Origin of the sequence: Algoriphagus confluentis, from assembly GCF_036245625.1 — a bacterium.
GTDB classification, from domain to species: domain Bacteria; phylum Bacteroidota; class Bacteroidia; order Cytophagales; family Cyclobacteriaceae; genus Algoriphagus; species Algoriphagus confluentis.
Genome location: NZ_BTPD01000002.1, coordinates 344,028 through 365,152, shown reverse-complemented (window position 1 = coordinate 365,152; position 21,125 = coordinate 344,028). Strand labels below are relative to the sequence as shown.

At 46.2% G+C, this 21,125-nt stretch carries 11 protein-coding genes; 9 read left to right on the top strand and 2 right to left on the bottom strand.

Features of this window, described 5'->3' with window-relative positions; genetic code table 11:
* The first annotated feature begins 28 nt into the window (after positions 1-28).
* Positions 29-523 carry an acyl-CoA carboxylase biotin carboxyl carrier protein subunit gene (locus AAA943_RS04205; RefSeq protein ID WP_338223001.1) on the top strand — a complete coding sequence of 165 codons (495 nt, stop codon included), beginning with the start codon at positions 29-31 and terminating at the stop codon, positions 521-523.
* A gap of 202 nt (positions 524-725) precedes the next feature.
* Here AAA943_RS04205 and AAA943_RS04200 read toward each other — a convergent pair whose 3' ends face one another.
* A complete protein-coding gene (locus tag AAA943_RS04200; protein WP_338223000.1) occupies positions 726-1,352 on the bottom strand; it encodes an SDR family NAD(P)-dependent oxidoreductase in 627 nt (208 codons plus the stop codon).
* Between the two features lie 200 nt (positions 1,353-1,552).
* On the opposite strand from AAA943_RS04200, the gene pyrH reads away from it, so the two are divergent.
* Together pyrH and frr are read left to right on the top strand one after the other, a co-directional pair.
* On the top strand, positions 1,553-2,260 hold the full coding sequence (gene pyrH, locus AAA943_RS04195) for a UMP kinase (protein WP_338222999.1): 708 nt from the start codon (positions 1,553-1,555) through the stop codon (positions 2,258-2,260).
* A 13-nt stretch (positions 2,261-2,273) separates the two neighbouring features.
* Positions 2,274-2,834, top strand: coding sequence for a ribosome recycling factor (gene frr / locus AAA943_RS04190; protein WP_338222998.1), 561 nt, complete (start codon positions 2,274-2,276; stop codon positions 2,832-2,834).
* Positions 2,835-2,881: 47 nt separating this feature from the next.
* Here frr and AAA943_RS04185 read toward each other — a convergent pair whose 3' ends face one another.
* A complete protein-coding gene (locus tag AAA943_RS04185; RefSeq protein WP_338222997.1) occupies positions 2,882-5,605 on the bottom strand; it encodes a DUF5686 and carboxypeptidase regulatory-like domain-containing protein in 2,724 nt (907 codons plus the stop codon).
* 480 nt (positions 5,606-6,085) lie between these two features.
* Between AAA943_RS04185 and AAA943_RS04180 the strand changes: the two genes are divergently transcribed.
* From AAA943_RS04180 to AAA943_RS04155, 6 genes are all read left to right on the top strand, one after another.
* Complete coding sequence (locus tag AAA943_RS04180; protein WP_338222996.1) at positions 6,086-9,067, top strand: SusC/RagA family TonB-linked outer membrane protein; 2,982 nt, start codon at positions 6,086-6,088, stop codon at positions 9,065-9,067.
* Between the two features lie 19 nt (positions 9,068-9,086).
* Positions 9,087-10,577 (top strand): RagB/SusD family nutrient uptake outer membrane protein, encoded by a 1,491-nt coding sequence (locus AAA943_RS04175; RefSeq protein WP_338222995.1) that lies wholly within the window; start codon positions 9,087-9,089, stop codon positions 10,575-10,577.
* A gap of 66 nt (positions 10,578-10,643) precedes the next feature.
* On the top strand, positions 10,644-13,916 hold the full coding sequence (locus AAA943_RS04170; RefSeq protein ID WP_338222994.1) for a VCBS repeat-containing protein: 3,273 nt from the start codon (positions 10,644-10,646) through the stop codon (positions 13,914-13,916).
* Complete coding sequence (locus AAA943_RS04165; protein WP_338222993.1) at positions 13,882-14,466, top strand: hypothetical protein; 585 nt, start codon at positions 13,882-13,884, stop codon at positions 14,464-14,466. Before AAA943_RS04170 ends, AAA943_RS04165 begins: the two co-directional genes overlap by 35 nt.
* Entirely contained in the window at positions 14,463-17,771 is a 3,309-nt protein-coding gene (locus tag AAA943_RS04160) for a VCBS repeat-containing protein (RefSeq protein WP_338222992.1), read from the top strand. Before AAA943_RS04165 ends, AAA943_RS04160 begins: the two co-directional genes overlap by 4 nt.
* The gene (locus AAA943_RS04155; RefSeq protein ID WP_338222991.1) at positions 17,768-21,037 is read left to right on the top strand and encodes a VCBS repeat-containing protein; all 3,270 of its coding nucleotides are present in this window, start codon (positions 17,768-17,770) and stop codon (positions 21,035-21,037) included. Before AAA943_RS04160 ends, AAA943_RS04155 begins: the two co-directional genes overlap by 4 nt.
* Positions 21,038-21,125 lie beyond the last annotated feature (88 nt).

Sequence of the window (21,125 nt, the reverse complement as noted above, 5' to 3'; positions counted from 1 at the left end):
ACATAAATTTTGATCCAAAATAGCAGGAATGTTTTCAGTAATTATCCAAAATGAAACGTATCAGGTGGAAAAAAACGATGGTTTTTTTCAAGTCGAAGGCAAAAAACTTACCTGGGATATCCAATGGCTGGGCGATGGAAAAATCCATTTGATCAAAGGAAATGAGTCCATGGAGGCCGAACTGATCGATTGGGACCGGGAAACAAAATCAATGAGAATCCGGCTGGGACATCAGACCGCCAAAGTCCAATTGAAGGACCGCTTTGATCTCCTTCTTGAAAAAATGGGCATGTCAGCCATAGGTTCCGGTGCGCCGAAAGACATCAAAGCTCCCATGCCGGGGTTGATTTTGGACCTTAAAGTAAAGTCAGGTGATGAGGTGAAAAAGGGTGACGTAGTTTTGATTTTGGAGGCGATGAAAATGGAAAATATCATCAAGGCTCCAGGTGACGGGACAGTAAAAGAAGTGAAGGTGAGCTTAAAACAAAGTGTGGAAAAAAATCAGGTTTTGATCCAGTTTTAGGTTTTTACCGCAAGCTAAAAAAAACTTTGATCCGCTGTAGCTTCTGTAAAGGATTGGAGCGAATCAGCAATCGATTAAGTTTGGGAAAAATTCGATTGAAAAAAAGGGTGAATTTTTCCATTCCTCCTACTGCAAACTCTTCCCTCCCTTTCTCGATACCCTGAAGTATCAATTCTGCACAAACCATTGGATCCATCCCTTTCTATAGCGCATTTTGCATTTTTCCGTTTGCAGTGCCATCCCCTTTCCATCCTGTCACGGCGATGTCCGTGCGGACAAATCCGGGGATCACCAGGTGGATACGGAGATTGGAAGAGGTTTCCGCTCTCAAAGAATCAAAGTAGCCGTGAAGCGCGTGTTTTGATGCAGCATAGGCCGCAAGTTTGGGCACGCCATACTTTCCGCTAAGACTAGAAGTCACTGCCAAGTGAAGTAAGCTGTCTGGAGACTTCAGGGACAAGAGTGCTTTCGCTACGGCTACCAGCCCCCAAAAATTGATATCAAAAAGTTTTTTCTCTAGATCTAGCGAGGTCTCTATGGACCGATCCCTTACCGCAATTCCTGCATTCAGAAACACCACGTCCAAGCCTCCAAAATGCGACCAAGCATCTTTTGTCTTTTCACCGATCGACCCATGATCTTCGACGTCCATGGGAAGAAGGGTTAGCTGAGCTGAGGGGGACTCATTTCTCAGTTGTTCCAGTCGATCCTTTCTTCTGGCCGAAACCACCACCCAGGCATTTTTTTTGATCAGGCAACGAACCAAGCCTTCCCCAATCCCCGAAGAGGCACCAATGATCCAAACCCTTTTATTTTCCCAGAAATCCATGGCCAATAGTTAATGTAGCCTTGAGTTCAATTTACATCATTCTGCACCAAATTTTATTTTCCTTCTAGCATTATGCACTGAAGAAATTATATTTGTCGGATTGTTCATTCTCTTATGGGGAAGGCTCAATCTCTTTTGATCCATTCCAGCTAAAATTCCTTTTCGAAAAAGGTCAAATTCAAAAACCAATACACCAACCCATGAAATACAAAAGAATCCTTCTGAAGCTAAGTGGAGAGGCCCTGATGGGTGAGAAAAAGTACGGAATCGATCCGGAGCGGCTTCAGCAGTATGCAGACGAAATCAAAAAGGTCAAAGAACTGGGTGTTGAGATCGCCATAGTGATCGGAGGAGGAAATATTTTCCGGGGAGTACAAGCCGAAAAATCAGGAATTGACCGAGTACAGGGAGATTACATGGGTATGCTGGCTACCCTGATCAATGCTATGGCCCTTCAAAGTGCCTTGGAGCAAAACGGGATGTTTACCCGATTGATGTCCGGCATCAAAATCGAAAGTGTATGTGAGCCCTTTATCCGAAGAAGAGCCATCCGGCATTTGGAAAAAGGAAGGATTGTGATTTTCGGCGCCGGGATAGGAAACCCTTACTTTACTACAGACTCCACTGCCGCCCTGCGGGCTATCGAGATCGAATCGGATGTAGTCCTGAAAGGTACTAGAGTAGATGGGGTGTATACCGCAGACCCAGAAAAAGACCTTTCGGCTACCAAGTACCACAACATCACTTTTTCGGAAGTTTATGCAAAAAACCTCAGCGTGATGGACATGACCGCCTTTACGCTATGTCAGGAAAACAATCTTCCGATTATCGTATTTGATATGAACAAAGCAGGAAATCTTAGTAAGTTGGTTTTGGGTGAAGAAATCGGAACCCTAATTACCGCCTAAATAAACACATACCATGGAAGAAATCGAATTATTTCTGGAGGAAGCTCAAGAACTGATGCAAAAAGCAGTGGACCACACTGCCGGAGAATTGGTGAAAATCCGAGCGGGCAAAGCCATGCCTAATCTTTTGGATGGGATTATGGTGCAATACTACGGTGCACCTACCCCGCTCAATCAGGTATCCTCTGTCAATACTCCGGATGCCCGAACCTTGGCAATCAAACCTTTCGAAAGAAATCTTATTTCCGAAATTGAAAAAGCCATCATCAATTCCGACTTGGGCTTGGCACCTCAAAACAACGGGGAAATCATCATTCTCACTATCCCCGCTTTGACAGAAGAGCGAAGAGTACAGCTGGTGAAAATGGCCAAACAGGAATGTGAAACAGGAAAAATCTCCATTCGCTCCGTAAGAAAAGAGATCAATGAATCGCTGAGAAAACTTCAAAAAGAGGGTGCCTCTGAAGACGAAGTCAAAAAAGCAGAAGATAAAGTCCAAAAATTTACAGATCAGTACTCGGCCAAAATAGACGAACTTCTCGCCAAAAAAGAAACTGATATCATGAAAGTCTGATATAATCAGTCCAAAAGCCCGGTTTTGAATGCCGGGCTTCTTTTTGATTAATCCTCAAAGCTTACATTAATAAAGGTGGCTATCCCAAAAAGGGGACCGGCACGGAGGAAATCCCCATTTTCAAATCCTACCCCGACCTCTACCCGGAAGATCCGGAAAAGATTGTCCAGTGAATACCCTATCTCTGTGTAGTGTGGGGAGTTTTCTGTCTTCAGGTAATTCACGAAAATATTTTCCCGAAGGCCGGAAAACCGCAGCATGGGAAGTTGGGTAAACAGAAACTTTCGAAACTGATAGTGAGCAATACCAGCTACATAAGAAGAAGCCGTGCTGTAGCGGTAGTAATCCATGAGGCGATAATTACTCGCCGGGCCAAAGTTGGAGAAGATGGTCCGATTCCCACCGAAATGCTTGAAGTCCGCAAAATAGACCCGATTGTTGTTCAGAAAGGTCCCCGCAGTCACATTAAAATCCAGCTTCCCGCTGACACCAAACGAAAAATCATGCTGAACTCCCAGTTCCATTTGGTCAAAATCAGCCGCATTTCCTCCTCCAGCGAGTTGGGGAATCGCCTTTTGGTAAGAAAAGGTGAGCACCGGTGAGCGCTCGTAATTTGGAGATTTCCTTCCGTTTCGGATGGTATAGGTGAGACCCGGCCTCCATTCTGCAGAGGCGCTGAAACGTGCCACCTGATGGGTTCCAAAATCAAAAGGAGCAGCCTCCACATTTTCAGGGCGGTTGGAGGTATATTCTCTTTCGGGTTTGTTGTAAAAACTGTAATCGCTGGTGTTGACCAATTCCCTTCGCTCAGCCCAGAGGAAATTAGCCCGATAGGTAAACCCATAATTGACCCGGTGAGCCCAATAGATGCGGGCAAAGTCCTGCTCGTATAGCTTCATATAGTTCCTTCTCACCAGAAGGGAATAGAAGGCATTGACCTGTTCATTGATGGGTTCGGATGAATTGAATTGGTAAATAAATCGTCCCCCTTCAAGACCCCAAGTCTGTCCGGATGTAGGCTGAGTATGGGACCATCTGAAATTTACTTTTCCATAAAACCGCCGACTGGAAAACCCATACCTCAATTCCGGATCAATATTAAAACTCTTGCGGATTCGGTTTACACTGTCAGGTAATTTGACCTCGCTGTACTTTCGGTAGTACATGCCCAGTCCCACTTTCCAGCCTTCCACGGTATTGAAAGAAAACTTGGTCCAGTTTTGCCTAAAACCCATGGAAACACCTTTTCCAAAGCTATAACTTGAACCATTCAGGAAATCGAGGGGCTTGTACTTGCTGCGTGCTTTTTTGGCTATGGAGTCCACTTCACTGACTTTGGCTGCTTCTACAGTAGCAAGGCTGTCATCTCTTCTATAGCCTTCCACCTCCTTTATCGTAAGGGGAACCGGACGAATACTGTCCCAATAAGCCAAATCTCTTTTCCTGGCAAGGGTATCTACCGAATAGGTGCGTTCGGACACCACCGGATCTTTCTTCTCTTCGGCTTCCTCTTTCAGCAATTCCTTCTCGTATTGATTGATCAGCTTCCGGTATTCCTTTCTGGTTTTGGGTTCTTCCGTTGCCAATTGCTCCAAGGCAGACTGGGCCTTATTGACTTTTAGGGCACCTTCGGGGATTTCCTGAACTTTTTCATCGATGATTTCGGGTACTAGTGCTAGGTCAGGGTTGAGTTTGATTTGATATTCCCGAGTGGAAGCCAGATAATTGAACTCCCCGGCAAAGCCGAAGATTTTCCCGCCGAAAGTATACGTGTGTGTCAGCGGCATCCATACATTGTCTGCAACGGGCGCATACTGCTGCTTGGCTGTAATCTGAAATCCCAAAAGTGAGGTCTTCAAATCCAAACTGAAAATTGCCCACAAGTCTTCAATGATGTATATGAATCCTTCGAAAACCTGCTCGCCTCTGGACCTTGGCGTCACCCGGATTTTGCTGACCATGACTCCCTGATCAAAAAAACTCCCTTCGTACTTGAACTGATAGTACTGAAATGCATACCGGGAAAGCGGAGAAACAATCCCATTGATCTGATCCTGATAGAATGAAGTTTGAATATACGGTGCGGGAGAAGTCCCTTGATTATCCCCGTTGGTGCGGATGGAAATGACTTTCTCCTCTACTTTATCGGGAAGGGAGAAGGTGATTCGGGAGACGGATTCAGAGGTGTATGCTTCGTTGAGTTTCATGCCTTCCTCTTCCAGTTTTTTTCTGAGGAAAAATGGGGCATCAGTCAGCTGCCCGGTCCCTTTGAGGTAGACGGTCATGGAGTATTCCTGAAGCTGAAGACGATGGTATTTGGCCTTGGCTATGGCTTTTCTCATGATGGTCAGGGCCGGGTCTTCGGCACCGGCCTGCACTTCCACTGTTTGCAGAGAAATTACCTGCTCTTCCAATACCACATCCAAATCGATCCATTGATCAGTGACTTCTACGGTAAGAAGTTGGGATTTGTATCCTAAAAACTGAACCAAGACATCATAATAGCCCGGTTTCAGCCGGTATTCATAGCGACCGTTTTCATTGGTAGGGACTCCATCTTCGAGGTTGCGGATAAATACCGAGGCAAAAGCTAGGGGTTCTTTTTCCCTATTGGTGACTGTACCCCGAATACCTTGGGCAAACAAAGCAGGAATGGATAGGAGAAAAAAGAACAAAAGCTGGGGCAGAAATGCACGGATAGAAAGGGTCATGGAAGAAAAAAAGGATGTACTTTCTAAAGATGCAGAAACATACGGGGAGGTTGTAAGCAAGGTTGATTTTATAATACAATTTAACAAGACTCGCCCCCTCGGTTAGGGTAAACAGGGAGAAGAAATCGGAAATTGGGGAGCGATAAATTCTTCCGAGGTATTTTTCCCTTAAAATTAATTAAACGAACTTGTTCTTTTATTTTAACGAAGAAGACCCAGGACTTCTTTAAATTTTTTAAAAATGTCCTTGGCGTGCTGGAAATGGGCTTTATCTGAAATGAGAGAATTTTAAAATAATTAATAAAAATTGATTTTTTTGATAGTGTTTAAAAGGAAAACGTTTTCCATTAAATTATTGTCAACAGAAAATAATATTCATTAGACAATTGTTAAAATTAGGATTATTCCATTACAGATGGGGTTTTCTGTTACTTGATTTGGTAAATGTTAACAATTGCAAAATTAAAATTATTGCTTCACCTTAGGTTTGAAATTAAGTACTCATACCTATTTCGCTTTTTTCAAAAAACAAAAAACCCTATGAGAAATTATTTACCAAAACTCAAGTCGTTGCTGCTTGCGATGGTGCTGACAATAGGCTCTATCGCATTCGCCAACGCCCAAAGCCGCACCCTGACAGGTACCGTATTGGATGCGTCCTTTGGAGACCCTGTTCCGGGTGCAACCGTGCTAGTCAAGGGCACGACCCGTGGAACTGCTACCGATTTGGACGGGAAGTTTAGTCTTCCTCTTCAGGCCGGAGATCAGATTCTTGTCGTTTCTTTTGTGGGATACCTGACCCAGGAAATCGAAATCGGCAATCAATCTTCCATCACCATTACTTTGGAGGAGGATATTCAAAGCCTTCAGGAAGCTGTGGTTATTGGTTACGGAAGCCAAGATAAGAAAGAAATCACCTCTGCGGTGGTCGGTGTCAAGCCGGAAGACTTCAACCGAGGTAACGTGGCCAACCCTGCTCAATTATTGCAAGGTAAAGTAGCGGGTCTGTCTATCACCCGTCCGGGAGGTAACCCTAACAATGCCTTTAATGTGCGTCTGAGAGGTCTATCTACTTTCGGTGCAAACTCCTCTCCCCTCATCGTATTGGATGGAGTCATTGGCGCTTCTTTGGAAAACGTTGACCCGAATGATATTCAGTCCATCGATGTATTGAAGGATGGTTCTGCTGCGGCAATCTATGGTGCAAGAGGTTCTTCCGGTGTAATTTTGATTACCACTACCCGTCAGGGAAAGAAAGACGGAACTACCAATGTAAACATCAACTCTTTTGCGACCCTTGATCAGGCCACCAACCTGATCCCGATTCTCACCCCGGAGCAATTTGTAGCCAGAGGTGGAACAGACTTCGGCAGCAGAACAGACTGGAGAAATGAATTGATTGACGATGCTTTGTCTTTCACCACCAATGCCAGTGTATCGGGTAATTTCAACAACACCAATTACATGGCCTCTGTCAACTACCGGGACAACAACGGGATTGTAAACGGAGTGGGCAATGAAAGATTGAATATTTCCCAAGGAGCATTGAATAACCGTTTGAGATTGAATGTCAACCTTTCCTTTACCAACGAAGACAGAGAAAGCATCAACGATGCGGCATTCAGATATGCCACGATTTACAACCCTACTGCTCCAATCTTTGAAGACACAGAGGATGCCAGAAATCGATTTGGAGGCTATTTCCAAAGAGACTTGTTTGACTTCTTCAATCCGGTGGCTTTGGCTAACCAGCAAAAATTCGTCAGAGAGACCAAAACTTCCTTGGTTTCTTATCGGGCAGAATATGACATTTTGAGCAATTTGACAATCACTGCACAGTATTCCCAGGACAGAAGAAATGAATTGGATGGCAACTTCTGGTCATTACAGGATTATCAGGTAGGATTGGGCGCTGTCGGTTCTGCTGAGCGAGCTACTTTCGACCGTTCACAACGAATCTTTGAATCCACCCTCCGCTACGAGACGGATCTTTCTGATAAGCTAAACATGACCCTCTTGGGAGGTGTAGGTACACAATTTACCAGCCAGGAAGGATTCAGAGCGAGAACAAGACAATTCCTTTTTGATACAGGATGGAATAATTTGGGTGCCGGTGCTATCCGTTTCGGTAACAATACCAATGTATCTTCCTTCGCAAATGAAGATCAGTTGAATTCCGTATTTGGACGAGCCAACTTCAACTGGGACAACATGTTCTTCCTTTCTGCTTCCGTTCGGGCAGAAACCTATTCCGGATTTGGAGCCAACAATCAAACCGGTTATTTCCCTGCATTTTCCGTAGGTTCTGACTTTACGCAAATCTTCGATATGGGTGTCTTCAGCCAATTCAAGCCAAGAGTGTCTTACGGTGTCACCGGTAACTTGCCTCCTTCACCCACCTTGGCTTTGGGTGTATTCGGTAACGGAAACCGAATCGACTTGGATGGCGATCCCCTGACAGAGAATGATATATTTGTGGGTTTGAACCAGTTTGCCAACCCCAACCGAGACCTGAAATGGGAAACCAAGAAAGAATTTAACGTGGGTGTTGACTTTGGCATCTGGAATGGCAAAGTGACCGGTAGCGTAGACTACTACACCAGAAATATTTCAGACCTTCTTTTCAACGTCCCTGTAGCTGCAGGTGCTCCTAACCCATTTGACCCGGGTCGATTCAATACGGCCGGTTCTACTTGGGTAAACTTAGCCGACTTGAGGGCCGCTGGTTTCGAATTTGTAACCACCGTGAACCAAGTAGGTAAAGGTTTGCTGAAGTGGACCCCTACTTTGAACTTTACCATCTACGACAAGACCACTATCGAAAGCTTGTCGAACGGAGAATTGGGATTTGAAGAATTGAGATTTGCAACTCCTGGTTCTCCAGGACAGAACAACAACCCGATTATCTACAACAGAGTAGGTCAAAAATTAGGTGATATCTATGGACCTACTGTCATTGGATTCACCGAAGCAGGGGAGTATATCCTCAACACAACCGATCCTAACGAATGGACCAGAGTAGGAAATGGACTTCCTAAAGGAGAGTTTGGTTTTGCCAACTCATTCAGCTACGGAGCTTGGTCATTGAATGTGTTCCTAAGAGGTGCATGGGGCCATGACCTGTACAACTCCTACAGAGGCTTCTACGAAAATGCTGATACCCCTTCCAATACCTGGAACTCAGTAATCACAGATAAAACTCCAACCAATCCATTGGTAACTTCGTCTCCTACTATGAACAACACCGTGGTGGAGGATGCTTCCTTTATCCGGTTGGATAACATGGAAGTGGGCTACAATTTGCCAACAAAATCGGCCAATTTGAGTTCTTTAAGAGTGTATTTGGCTGCTCAAAACCTGTTCACTATCACAGGTTACACAGGTATCGACCCGGAAGTGAGAACCAATGATGCTGAAAACAATGATCCATTTACCTCAGCACTTTCTCCGGGTATTGAGCGTAGAAATACCTATTTCCAGACTCGTTCATTCACTTTGGGTGTAACAGTAAACTTTAAATAACCAATCAAATTCTACAGATATGTTTAAATCAGTAAAAAAAATCTGTTTAGTGCTCCCGGTGGTTTTTGCCATGGGTGCATGTCAGGAATTGGAGCAGGAGGTTTTGGATGGCGTGACGGCGGATGATATTGCAAACAGTACCAATCCGAATTTGATTGACGTCCTCAAAGCTTCCGCGTACTCCAGAATCGTAGGTTCATGGGGAGGCCATAACAGCATTTGGTCAATACATGAAGTAGCATCGGATGAGTTGGCAATCCCTCAGAAAGGAGCCGACTGGGAAGATGGTGGGCAATGGTTGAGAATGCACAGACACCTTTGGAATCCTTCCGAAGAAGCTTTCAATAACTCTTGGTCTTACTGCTACAGTGCAATAGGTGAAATCAACAACCTAATCATCGCTTATCCAGATGTAACCGCATTGACCAGTGAATTGAAAGTACTTCGGGCTTTGATTTACATGTGGCTGATCGATTCATTTGGAAATGTCCCCGTGATTGACGAAAACTCCACCGGTGGCAATCCTCCCAATAGCCCTAGAGCTGAGGTGTTCGCATTTATCGAATCCTCTATCTTGGACAACATCGATGCACTGCCTGAGGAAGGCTCGAAATATTACATCAATTACTACACCGCCAAGGCCATGTTGGCAAGGTTGTATATCAATGCAGAAATCTACACCGGTACACAAAGATGGGCGGATGCAGAGGCTGCTGCGGATGAAGTGATCAATAGCGGAAATTATTCTTTGACCAGCAATTTCTTCGCGAATTTCGCAGAAAGAAACAGCGGTTCTCCTGAGAATATCCTGACCCTTCCCTACGATCAAAACAATGCAGGTGGCTTCAACTTAGCGCAAATGACTTTGCACTACCTGAGCCAGAATACTTACAATCTTCAGGAGCAACCTTGGAACGGATATGCTTCTCTTGAAGAATTTTACAACAGCTTTGACGACGAAGATGCTCGTAAAAACTCCTTCTTGGTAGGTCCTCAGTTTTCTTCTGACGGAAGCAGATTGTTGGATATTTCTGCTGAGCCGGGCGATCCGGATGGTGAGCCATTGACCTTCACCCCCAATATCAACATGTTGGCTCCCAACGCCTTCAGACAGGCAGGGACAAGAGTTGGGAAATTCGAGTTCGCTTCAGGGGCTGCCTCCAGCTTGAACAACGATTATCCTTTGTTCAGATTGGGTGAAATCATCCTAATCAAAGCCGAAGCTGCATTACGTCAAGGCAAAACTGCAGACGCCTTGGCAGCTGTAAATCAAATCAGAACCCGTGCCGGTATGCCAGCTTACTCCAGCATCACATTAGATGAGCTATTTGATGAAATCGGACGTGAAATGTTTGCTGAGGCTAACAGAAGAACCGCACAGATCCGATTCGGAAAGTGGAGTCAGCCATGGTGGGAAAAAGATCAATCCGCGGCTTTCCGCGTGTTGTTCCCAATTCCTTTGAACCAAATCAATGCTAACCCTAACCTGACGCAAAATCCAGGTTACTAATAGCGCCAATTGCTAAATTAGAAAAGAAGTGTGCTTCGGTACACTTCTTTTTTTTACCCCAGGCTCATGAGAAGTCATTCTGTTTTACTACTGCTAATTCTCCTTCTGTTTTCCTGCAAAAAGGAAAATGACACACTTTTTGTCCTTCTGGATAGCTCAAAAACAGGACTGAAATTCAGAAATGACCTTACCTACACCGAAACGGTAAATCCCTACACCTTTAGAAACTTTTACAACGGCGCCGGAGTGGCAATAGGCGACCTCAACAACGACGGATTACCGGATATTTTTTTGGCAGGAAATCAAACCTCCAATCGTCTCTACCTAAATCTGGGAGAGATGAAATTCAGAGACATTACCACAGAAGCAGGTTTGGACTCCGAAGGCTTTTGGACCACCGGAGTCAGCATGGCTGATATCAACGGGGACGGCCTTCTGGATTTATACATTTGCAAATCCGGCCCCATGGGAGGAGAAAAGCGTCACAATGAACTTTTCATCAATCAGGGCAACCTTACTTTTTTGGAAAAATCAAAAGAATTTGGACTGGCGGAAACAGGACTCAGTCAGCATGCTGTTTTCTTCGATTACGACCGGGACGGTGATTTGGACATGTATCTCCTCAGCAATTCAGGACGATCCGTCGGAGTCTACGACTTGAGAGCAGGCCAAAGGGAAATCAGAGGTCCAGAGGGAGGAAATAAGCTTTTTAGGAATGATGGAAATCAATTTACCGATGTATCCGAACATGCAGGAATCTACGGCAGTGCCATTGGCTACGGTCTAGGGGTCACGGTCGCAGATCTCAACGAAGACCAATGGCCGGATCTCTATGTTTCCAATGACTTTTTCGAACGGGATTACCTCTACCTTAACAATCAGGACGGGACGTTCAGCGAGGTTTTGCCTGAATTGCTGCTAGAGATCAGCATGGGTTCCATGGGCGCAGATATCGCAGACCTGGACAACGACGCCCGACCTGATATTTTTGTCACAGAAATGCTTCCTGCCACTTGGGAACGGATCAAAACCAAAACCCCCTTTGAGGAGTGGGATAAGTATCAAGCCAATGTACAGGCAGGCTACCACCATCAATTCACCAGAAACACCCTGCAAAGAAATCTGGGACTCCGGCCGGGAACTCAAATACCGGTTTGGGCCGAAGTCTCCCGGTTTGCAGGAGTCGAAGCCACCGACTGGAGTTGGGGAGCATTGATTTTTGATGCCGACTTAGATGGGTATAAGGACATTTTTGTGGCCAATGGAATTGTCAAAGACCTGACGGACTTTGATTTTGTGGACTTCTATGTCAACAACCAAAGCAAAATCCAAGAATTCAAAGAAGATTCAATGTTGGTAACCCAAATGATCGATGCCTTTCCCTCTGCTCCCCAGTCCAATTTCTGGTTCAAAAATCTGGGCAATTGGCAATTTGAAAATCAGGCAGAAAAACAAGGCCTCTCGGCCAAAACCTTCAGCACAGGGACCGCCTATGCGGACTTGGACAATGACGGAGACTTGGATCTGGTAATCAACAATCTGAATGAGGAGGCCTTTCTTTACCAAAACCAAGCGAGGGAACAGAAAAAAGGTAATTTCCTCAGCGTAGATTTGAAGCAGGCCTTTGGGGCAAAGGTTTTAGTCTACTCGGAGGGAAAAACCTTCTACCAAGAATATCAACCCGTCAAGGGATACATGTCCTCTGTTGATTCCCGGGTTCATTTTGGTCTGGGAAAATCAGAAGTCATCGATTCTATCCGGATTATCTGGCCGGATGGAGCCGAAAACATCCTCTCCAATGTCCAAGTCAATCAGATCTGGAAACCGGAAAGGCAATCAACATCCCCCAAGACACCTTCCACATCAACAAATTCAGTTCCTTTTTACCACGCAAATTTTGAACTTCCTTTTACTCACCAGGAGAGTGAGTTTGTGGATTTTGACCGGGACAGACTTCGGTTTTGGATGATCAGCAATGAAGGCCCCAAGGTCGCCTCGGCGGATGTCAATGGAGACGGATTGAAGGATATTTTCCTTCCCGGGCCAAAAGGACAAGCCTCCCAAATGCTTTTGCAGCAGGCCTCAGGAGGCTTTATTTCCACTCAAAAAGCCCTTTTTGAACAAGATGCTCTGGCAGAAGACATCACAGCGGTCTTTTTCGATGCCAACGGGGATTCATTTCCTGATTTGCTTGTAGGCAGTGGGGGAATCGAGCATTCGAATTTTTCTCCAACCTACTCTGATCGCCTATACCTCAATAACGGGATGGGAAACTTCACCAGAAGCAGCCAACTCTTTGCCGCAACCCCAACCTCCTTTATTGAAGTACTGGACTGGGACAAGGATGGAGATCAAGATTTGATCATTGGAGAGCGAGCTGTTCCTTTTGCTTACGGGATTCCTACAGGACTTCAGTTTTGGGAGAATGACGGCAAGGGAAACTTTACCGACCGCAGTGCGGACTATCCGGAATTGCGCCAGCTGGGGATGCTTACCGACGGTAAAATCGCTGACCTCAACGGAGATGGCATGACTGAACTCGTTTTGGTAGGGGAATGGATGCCGATTCGGATTTTTACTCAAGAAGGAAAAAAGTGGGTTGAAAAAAGTGAAGAATTCGGTTTTTCCGGCACTTCCGGACTATGGAACTGCCTGAAAATAGCCGATGTAAACGGAGATGGAAAGCCGGATATCCTGGCCGGAAATCTGGGACTCAACTCCCGAATCCGCACCTCCTCCTCTTCTCCGCTTCAGCTGATCATCAATGACTTTGACCAAAACGGAAGTGTGGAGCAGATTCTTTCCCGAAAAGAAGCCTCGGGAACTCTTCCCATGGTTTTGAAAAATCCCCTACTCAAACAGATCCCATCTCTGAGGAAACAGTTGACTACTTATGCTGCTTATCAGAATGCCACTTTGGAGGCCCTATTTCCTCCTTCGGTTTGGGCAAAATCCCTAACTTTGCAAGCGGATTTGCTGGCTACTTCCTTATGGATCAACGGATCTGAGGGTCAGTTTTCTCAAGCCACCCTTCCGGCTGAAATCCAACTGTCTCCGGTCTATTGTCTGGAGGTCATTCAAAGACCAGATTCCTTACCCTTGCTGGTTTTTGCAGGCAATCAAAGTCGAATCAAACCAGAACTAGGCACTCAGATGGGGAGTTATGCATGGGTAGTAAGCCTACAGGAAAATGGTACCTGGAAAACCCTGCTACCCGAAGAAAGTGGTCTGTTCGTACCCGGGGAAACCAGAAGTTGGCTTCAAATCCCAATCCACCAAAAATTACATTTAGTCGCATTTAGAAATGATGATACGCCCTTGGCTTTTGAAATTCGCTAGTATTGCTCTGATTGCCCTCCTTTTTTCCTGCAAATCTGACTATCAGAAGTTGGAAGAAAGAGAACTGGCCTCAGGAAAACAGGTCAATGAACTGTTTCTGGGCTTGGAATTGGGTATGACTCGGAGAGACTTCTTTCAGACCTGCTGGGACCTGAACAAGGAAGGAATTCTAACCAATGGCCCCACGGAACTTTCCGTGGAGTACAGCCTCACACTTCCTTCCGGAAATCCTGCCAAAATGCGCTTTTATCCCAAGTTTGAAGAAGATAAAATCTACCTGATGCCGGCAGAAATCACCTATGAAAACTGGGCACCATGGAACGAGGAGCTTAGCGTGGAAAATCTCCGGGCTGATGTGGTCAACCTGATGGAAGAGTGGTATGGACCCGGTTTTTTGGAAATTTCCGATGAAGATCAGTCCAAAGTCGTCTATGTGAAAATGGACGGAAACCGGAGAATCCGGGTATTCAAAAAGCACATTTCCTCAGTGAAGATAGAAATCAGTGATTTGCCTGTGGAGAAAAAACTAAAAGAGAATCCCCAATCATGAAAAAGCTTTCCATTTCAATTCTAAGCTTGGGATTACTCTTTTCCTGCGGGGAAAAAAAATCTACTGAGCCTACACTTTTTGAGGAAATCAATCCGGTGGCTTCTGGAGTGGACTTCCGAAATGATCTGAGCTTTCAGGAAGAATTCAACATTTTCACTTATCGGAATTTTTACAACGGCGGAGGAGTGGCCATAGGTGACGTGAACAACGACGGACTGGTGGACTTGTACTTTACCGCCAACCTTGGCCCCAACCGACTGTATCTGAACAAAGGAAATTTTCAGTTTGAAGATGTGACTGAAAAGGCCGGAGTAGCTGGCACTCGGGCTTGGAGTACCGGAGTGGCCATGGCTGATGTCAATGGAGACGGATGGCTCGATATTTACGTCTGCAATTCGGGGGACATGGCCGGTGACAATAAACAGAACGAGCTGTTTATCAATCAGGGAGATGGGACTTTTCTGGAAAGAGCCGAGGAATTTGGCTTGGCGGATCAGGGGTTTTCTACGCATGCCGTCTTTTTTGATTATGACAAAGACGGAGACTTGGACGTCTATCTCCTCAACAACTCCTATCAGGCCATCGGCACCTTCAACAAAATGCAAAACGAACGGCCCAAGCGTGACCCGGTGGGCGGGGATAAGCTTTTTAGAAATGAGGGGGATAGATTTGTAGACGTCAGCGAGGAAGCAGGGATCTATGGTTCGGTGATTGGCTTCGGCCTCGGAATCACGATAGGCGATGTGAACCAGGATACTTGGCCGGATATCTTTATATCCAACGACTTTTTTGAAAAAGACTACCTCTACATCAACAATCAGGACGGAACCTTCACCGAATCTCTGGAATCTTACATGCGCTCTATCAGTGCTGCATCCATGGGAGCGGATATTGCCGATATGAACGGAGACGGGATGTTGGATATTTTCGTGACCGATATGCTACCTGAGCCCCAAACTCGGCTCAAGCAGGTGACTACTTTCGAAAATTGGGATAAATTTCTCTTTAACAAGCAGCACGGCTATCACTACCAGTTTTCCAGAAACATGCTTCATCTCAACAACGGGGACGGAAGCTTCAGTGAAATTGGCCGCTTGGCGGGAGTAGAAGCCACAGATTGGAGCTGGGGAGCTTTGCTTTTTGACATGGATAGCGACGGGCAGCGGGATATTTTCGTCGCCAACGGAATCTATCAGGATATCACCGATCTGGACTACCTCAACTTCATTGACGACGAGCAGACCAAAGTAAAAATCATCTCCCAAGATGGAGTGGATTACCGGGCTTTGATCGACCCGATACCAGTCAATCCTGTCTCCAATTATGCTTATCAAAACCAAGGCAACCTAACCTTTGAAAATAAGGCCGAAGCTTGGGGCTTGGGAAAAGCCATTCACTCCAATGGGGCTGCTTATGGGGATTTGGACAATGATGGGATGCCTGACTTGGTCGTCAATAATGTCAATCAGGCTGCCCAAATCTTCCGAAACCAAACAAAAACCCTGCTTCCTGAGCATCATTCCATTCAGTTTGTCTTGGAAGGAAAAGGAGGAAACACCCATGCCATAGGAACTCAGGTTCGGGCTACCTCAGGGGAAAAGCTCTTCTATCTGGAGCAAATGCCTAATCGGGGATTTCAGTCCTCGGTGGATCCCAAACTCACTTTGGGATTGGGTTCGGTTTCGGTTTTGGAGAAAGTTGAGATCCTTTGGCCCGATGGAAAGTACACCCTTTTGGAAAATATCCCCGCGGATCAAGTGCTTACTTTCAAGTGGTCCGATGCAGGTGACCTCCAAGAAGGACAATCCTTTTTCCCTACCAAAGCAAGCCCATTCTACTTCCAAAAAGAATCAGAGTCCAGTTTGGATTTTACCCATCAGGACAACGAGTTTGTGGACTTTGACCGAGACCGACTGACCTATTTCATGCTTTCCACGGAGGGCCCCGCCTTTGCGAAAGGAGACGTGAATGGAGACGGGATCGAGGACTTGTATTTTGGAGGAGGAAAGACTTTTTCGGGTCGACTCTATCTCGGACAGCGGGACGGTTCTTTCCGGGAGAGCAAGCAGGAGGCTTTCGAAGCCAGCGCCTTGTCAGAAGATACCGATGCGGTATTTTTCGATGCCGACGGGGATGGAGATTTGGATCTTTTTGTCACCTCAGGAGGGAATGAATCAGGCTTTGGATCCCCGGATCTGGCGGATCGCCTGTACCTCAACGACGGGAAAGGAAACTTCATCGCTGGATTTTCTACTGCCCTTGGAGGCGTATTCGGAAGCAGTAGCACGGTCAGTGTATTGGATCTCAATAGAGACGGAGCTTTGGACCTCTTTGTTGGCGGAAGATTGATTCCTTTTACCTATGGTGCCCCTGCCGATTCCCATATTTGGATCAATGACGGGAAAGGAAATTTCACCGAACAGTCCTCCACAATTGCCCCGGAAATGAAAGGTCTGGGAATGGTCACGGCCTCCCAAGTACTGGATTGGGATGGGGACGGAATGATGGACCTGGCCATTGTGGGAGATTGGATGGCTCCTACCCTCTTTAGAAATAAAGGAGGGAAATTGGAAAAAGTCTCAATTCCCGAATTCGAAATCCTCAAAGGCTGGTACCGTTCTCTGGAGGTGGCTGATCTCAACGGAGATGGTTTGCCTGATTTGATCTTAGGCAATCAGGGTCAAAACTCCCGATTCAAACCCCAGACAGATCGCCCAATTCACCTCTTTCTGAATGATTTTGATCAAAACGGCTCAATCGAGCAGATTTATACCCAAAAGATCGAAGGCAAAGAGATTCCATTTACACTCAAGCACGAGCTGGAAAAGCAGGTTCCAGGTATAAAAAAGAAGTACATCCGGTACACGGATTACAATGGAGAAGCCCTGACTGACATTTTCCCCAAGGAAATTCTGGATAAGTCCATCGTCCAATCCGCCAATTCCTTTGAATCCGGAGTCTTGATCAATCAGGGGGAAGGGAAGTTTTCCTGGATGCCTTTCCCCTCTTTTGCCCAAAAAACATGGATCTATGCCATCCAAATCGGAGACTTCAATCAGGATGGGGTTCAAGACATTCTGTTGGGTGGGAATCTCTTTGGAGTCAAGCCCGAAATGGGTAAATACGACGCAGGATTCGGGGAACTTCTTTTGGGAAAGGGAGACGGAAGTTTCGAATTCCTACCTAACCGAATGCATGGATTGAAACTCGATGGAGACATCAGGGCACTTTCCCTTTTGGAAGGAAATCGGCTTTTGGTTGTCAAAAACAAAGGAAAAGCAGAATTCTGGAGGATATCAAAATGAGAATCCGCTTCCTTTATCTCTCTTTCTTTCTCCTGGGAGGACTTTTTTCCTGCCAAAAACAGGAGGAACAAAAAGATACCCTTTTCCAGCTTCGATCTTCGGAAGAGACCGGAATTGGCTTTGCCAATACTCTGAATTCCACTACTGAGCTGAATATTTTGGAATACCTCTATTTCTATAATGGAGGCGGAGTGGCAGCTGGAGATATCAACAACGACGGATGGGTGGACTTGTACTTTACCGGCAATCAGGTCCCGAATAAGTTGTACCTCAATCGGGGCAATTTCAGGTTTGAGGACATCACGGAATCCGCCGGGGTATCCGGAGAAGGTGGCTGGTCCACAGGGGTGACTATGGCGGATATCAACGGTGACGGATTATTGGACATTTACGTCTGCCAAGTAGGAGGTTTCGGAAGTATTCAAGGAAGAAATCTGCTTTACCTCAATCTGGGTGATGGAAAATTCCGAGAAGCTGCCGAAGAGTTTGGGCTCGCCTACCGGGGATTCAGTACCCATGCCGTATTTTTTGACTACGACCGGGACGGAGACCTGGATCTCTATCTTCTAAATCACAACGTCAAATCCCCGGAAGTTTTTGCCCAAGCCAAGAATCGGACGATCTACGACCCGAGCGGAGATCAATTGTATAAAAACCTCCTGAGTGAAGGAGGAAAAGGATATGAAAACGTGACCGAAAGCTCCGGAATCTACTCCAGCATCTTGGGTTTTGGATTGGGTGTGGCTGCCGAAGACTTCAACGGTGACGGTTGGTTGGATCTGTACGTTTCCAACGATTTCACCGAAAACGACTACCTCTACCTCAACAATCAGGACGGCACTTTCCGTGAGGCTTTGGGGGAAATGATTTCCAATACCAGCCGATACAGTATGGGAAACGACGCCGCGGACCTGAATGGGGATGGCTTCCCGGAGATTTTCACCACCGACATGCTTCCCGAAGATCCCGAAATCTGGATGAAATCCGTCGGGGAAGACAAGGCTGAAGTCTATCAGGTCAAAGAGCGATTTGGCTACTCGGATCAATACGTGAGAAATCACCTTCAGCTCAATCAGTCCGGTAAAAATTTTGCGGAAATCGCCCTATTCTCCGGTGTGCATGCCTCAGACTGGAGCTGGTCTCCCCTACTTTTTGATATGGACAATGACGGCTTGGTAGACATTCATGTCACCAATGGGATCACCAAGCGACCCAATGACTTGGATTTTATCCAATACAGCCAAGATGCCGATGCCAAAACTCCTCTGGAGGAGCTTCGCAAAAAGCAAATCGACCTCTTGCCCCAGCTGAAAATCTCCAATTTTGCTTGGAAACAAACCGAAAATCTCCAATTCGAAAATCAGGCTAAAGCTCTAGGTTTGGACGAGGAGAGCTATTCCAATGGATCCACTTATGCAGATTTGGACAATGACGGGGATTTGGATTTGATCGTGAACAATATCGATCAGGATGCCTTCCTCTACGAAAACCAAAGCGAAAAATCCGGAAATCACTTCCTGAAAGTCAACCTCAAAGGAAGTGCCGGCAATCCTTTCGGGATCGGATCGAAAGTAACAGTCTTTTCCTCAGGAAAAACATACCATCAGCGTCTGAGCACTTCTCGAGGATTTCAGTCAGGCCCTTCCACCACCTTGGTTTTCGGGTTGGGAAAAGAAGAAAAAATCGACTCCATTCAAGTTTTCTGGCCGGAAGGATTCACCGAGGTTTTTGCGGGAAGCAGCCTAAATCAAACCCTTTCATTGGAAAAAGGAAAAGGAAAGGAAGTGCTAATTGCATCTTCCCCTGCAAGCCCGAATTCTCCGGAATTTCCCCTTTTCCTACCCTGGAAACATCAGGAGAAAAATGAGGTGGATTTTCTTAAAAGGGAGTATTTAGCTCCTAAAAGCTTCACCCAAATGGGCCCTGCCTTGGCTGTGGGTGATGTCAACGGAGACGGCTTGGATGATCTATACCTTGGCGGGGCCATGGATCAGCCGGGGACTATTTTCCTCCAAAATGCAAAGGGAGAGTTTGAAGAAGTGGAGAACCCGGTTTTCCGCCAATTGGCCAAGGCTGAGGATGTGGTGGCCGAGTTTGCGGACTTCAACGGGGACGGAAACCTGGACCTTTTTGTAGGAAGCGGAGGCAATGAATACACTTCAGGCAACCTGTTTAATTTCGACCGGATATTCTTCGGTGATGGGCAGGGACGCTTCTCTTTTTCCATGAATTCCCTTCCTCCAGTGGGCGAAAACACCTCCTGTGTGGCAATTCATGATGTAGATGGAGACGGGGATTTGGACCTGTTTATCGGAGCTGCGGTGAAAACTGGAGACTATGGAGCTTCCCCCAAATCCGTCTTGCTGATCAATCAGGGTCGGGGACAGTTTCGGGAGGAAACAGCCCTATGGTTTGGAGAAAAAATGGAATTCGGAATGATAAATTCCGCCCGATTCGCCGATCTGGATGGGGATAATCAGGCCGAGCTGATCCTCAGCGGAGACTGGAATCCCATCAGGATCTTTTCTCTCGTAGGTGGAAAGGCCACTGAAATCAAGCTGAAAGGGCTGGAATATTCCGCCGGATGGATTTCCTCCCTGGAAATAGCCGATGTAGATGGAAATGGTAAGCCGGACATTTTGGTAGGCAACTTGGGCCTCAACTCCAAGCTGAAAGCAAGCAGAGAAAAACCTGTTTGGCTGTATCATCACGACTTTGACGGGAATGGACAGGCCGACCCATTGATTTTCCACTATATGGGAGAAAAGTTGGTGCCTTTTGCCACAAGAGATGACCTGATCCGTCAGATTCCGGGGATCAAGCGTAAGCATCCTTCCTATGCTGCTTATGCACAAATCACCAATCCAGAGGACCTTTTCTCCGGAGAAGAGCTTCAAAAAACCCGGAAACTTCCGGCCTATGAATTCCGCTCAGGGGTGTATTTTCAAAAGGAATCGGGAGAATTCCAATTCGTCCCCTTCCCGGATGAAGCTCAGTGGAGTCCGGTGATGAGTTTGGCTTTTTCACCCCATACCCAAAAGATCGCCCTAGGCCCTAATTCTTCTGATTTCCGCGTGGATTTGGGAAAATCCCTAAGCGGAAAGCCTATGCTCCTTTACTGGGATGACCAATCCTGGTCGGTCGAATATCCAAAGGCTGGTAACACCTCCAAAACTGAAATCCGTCAAATCAGGGAAATCCAGTGGAAGGGCATTCCGCAGTTTCTGGGAGCAGAAAACAATGGTCCCCTTTTCCAGTACCGATAAAAAGCTGAGAGAAATCATTTGTCCTTGGCTGGCTTATCTTTAGCTTTGAAGTCTCATGTAAGTTGATAAATCGCTCAAACCCAATCTG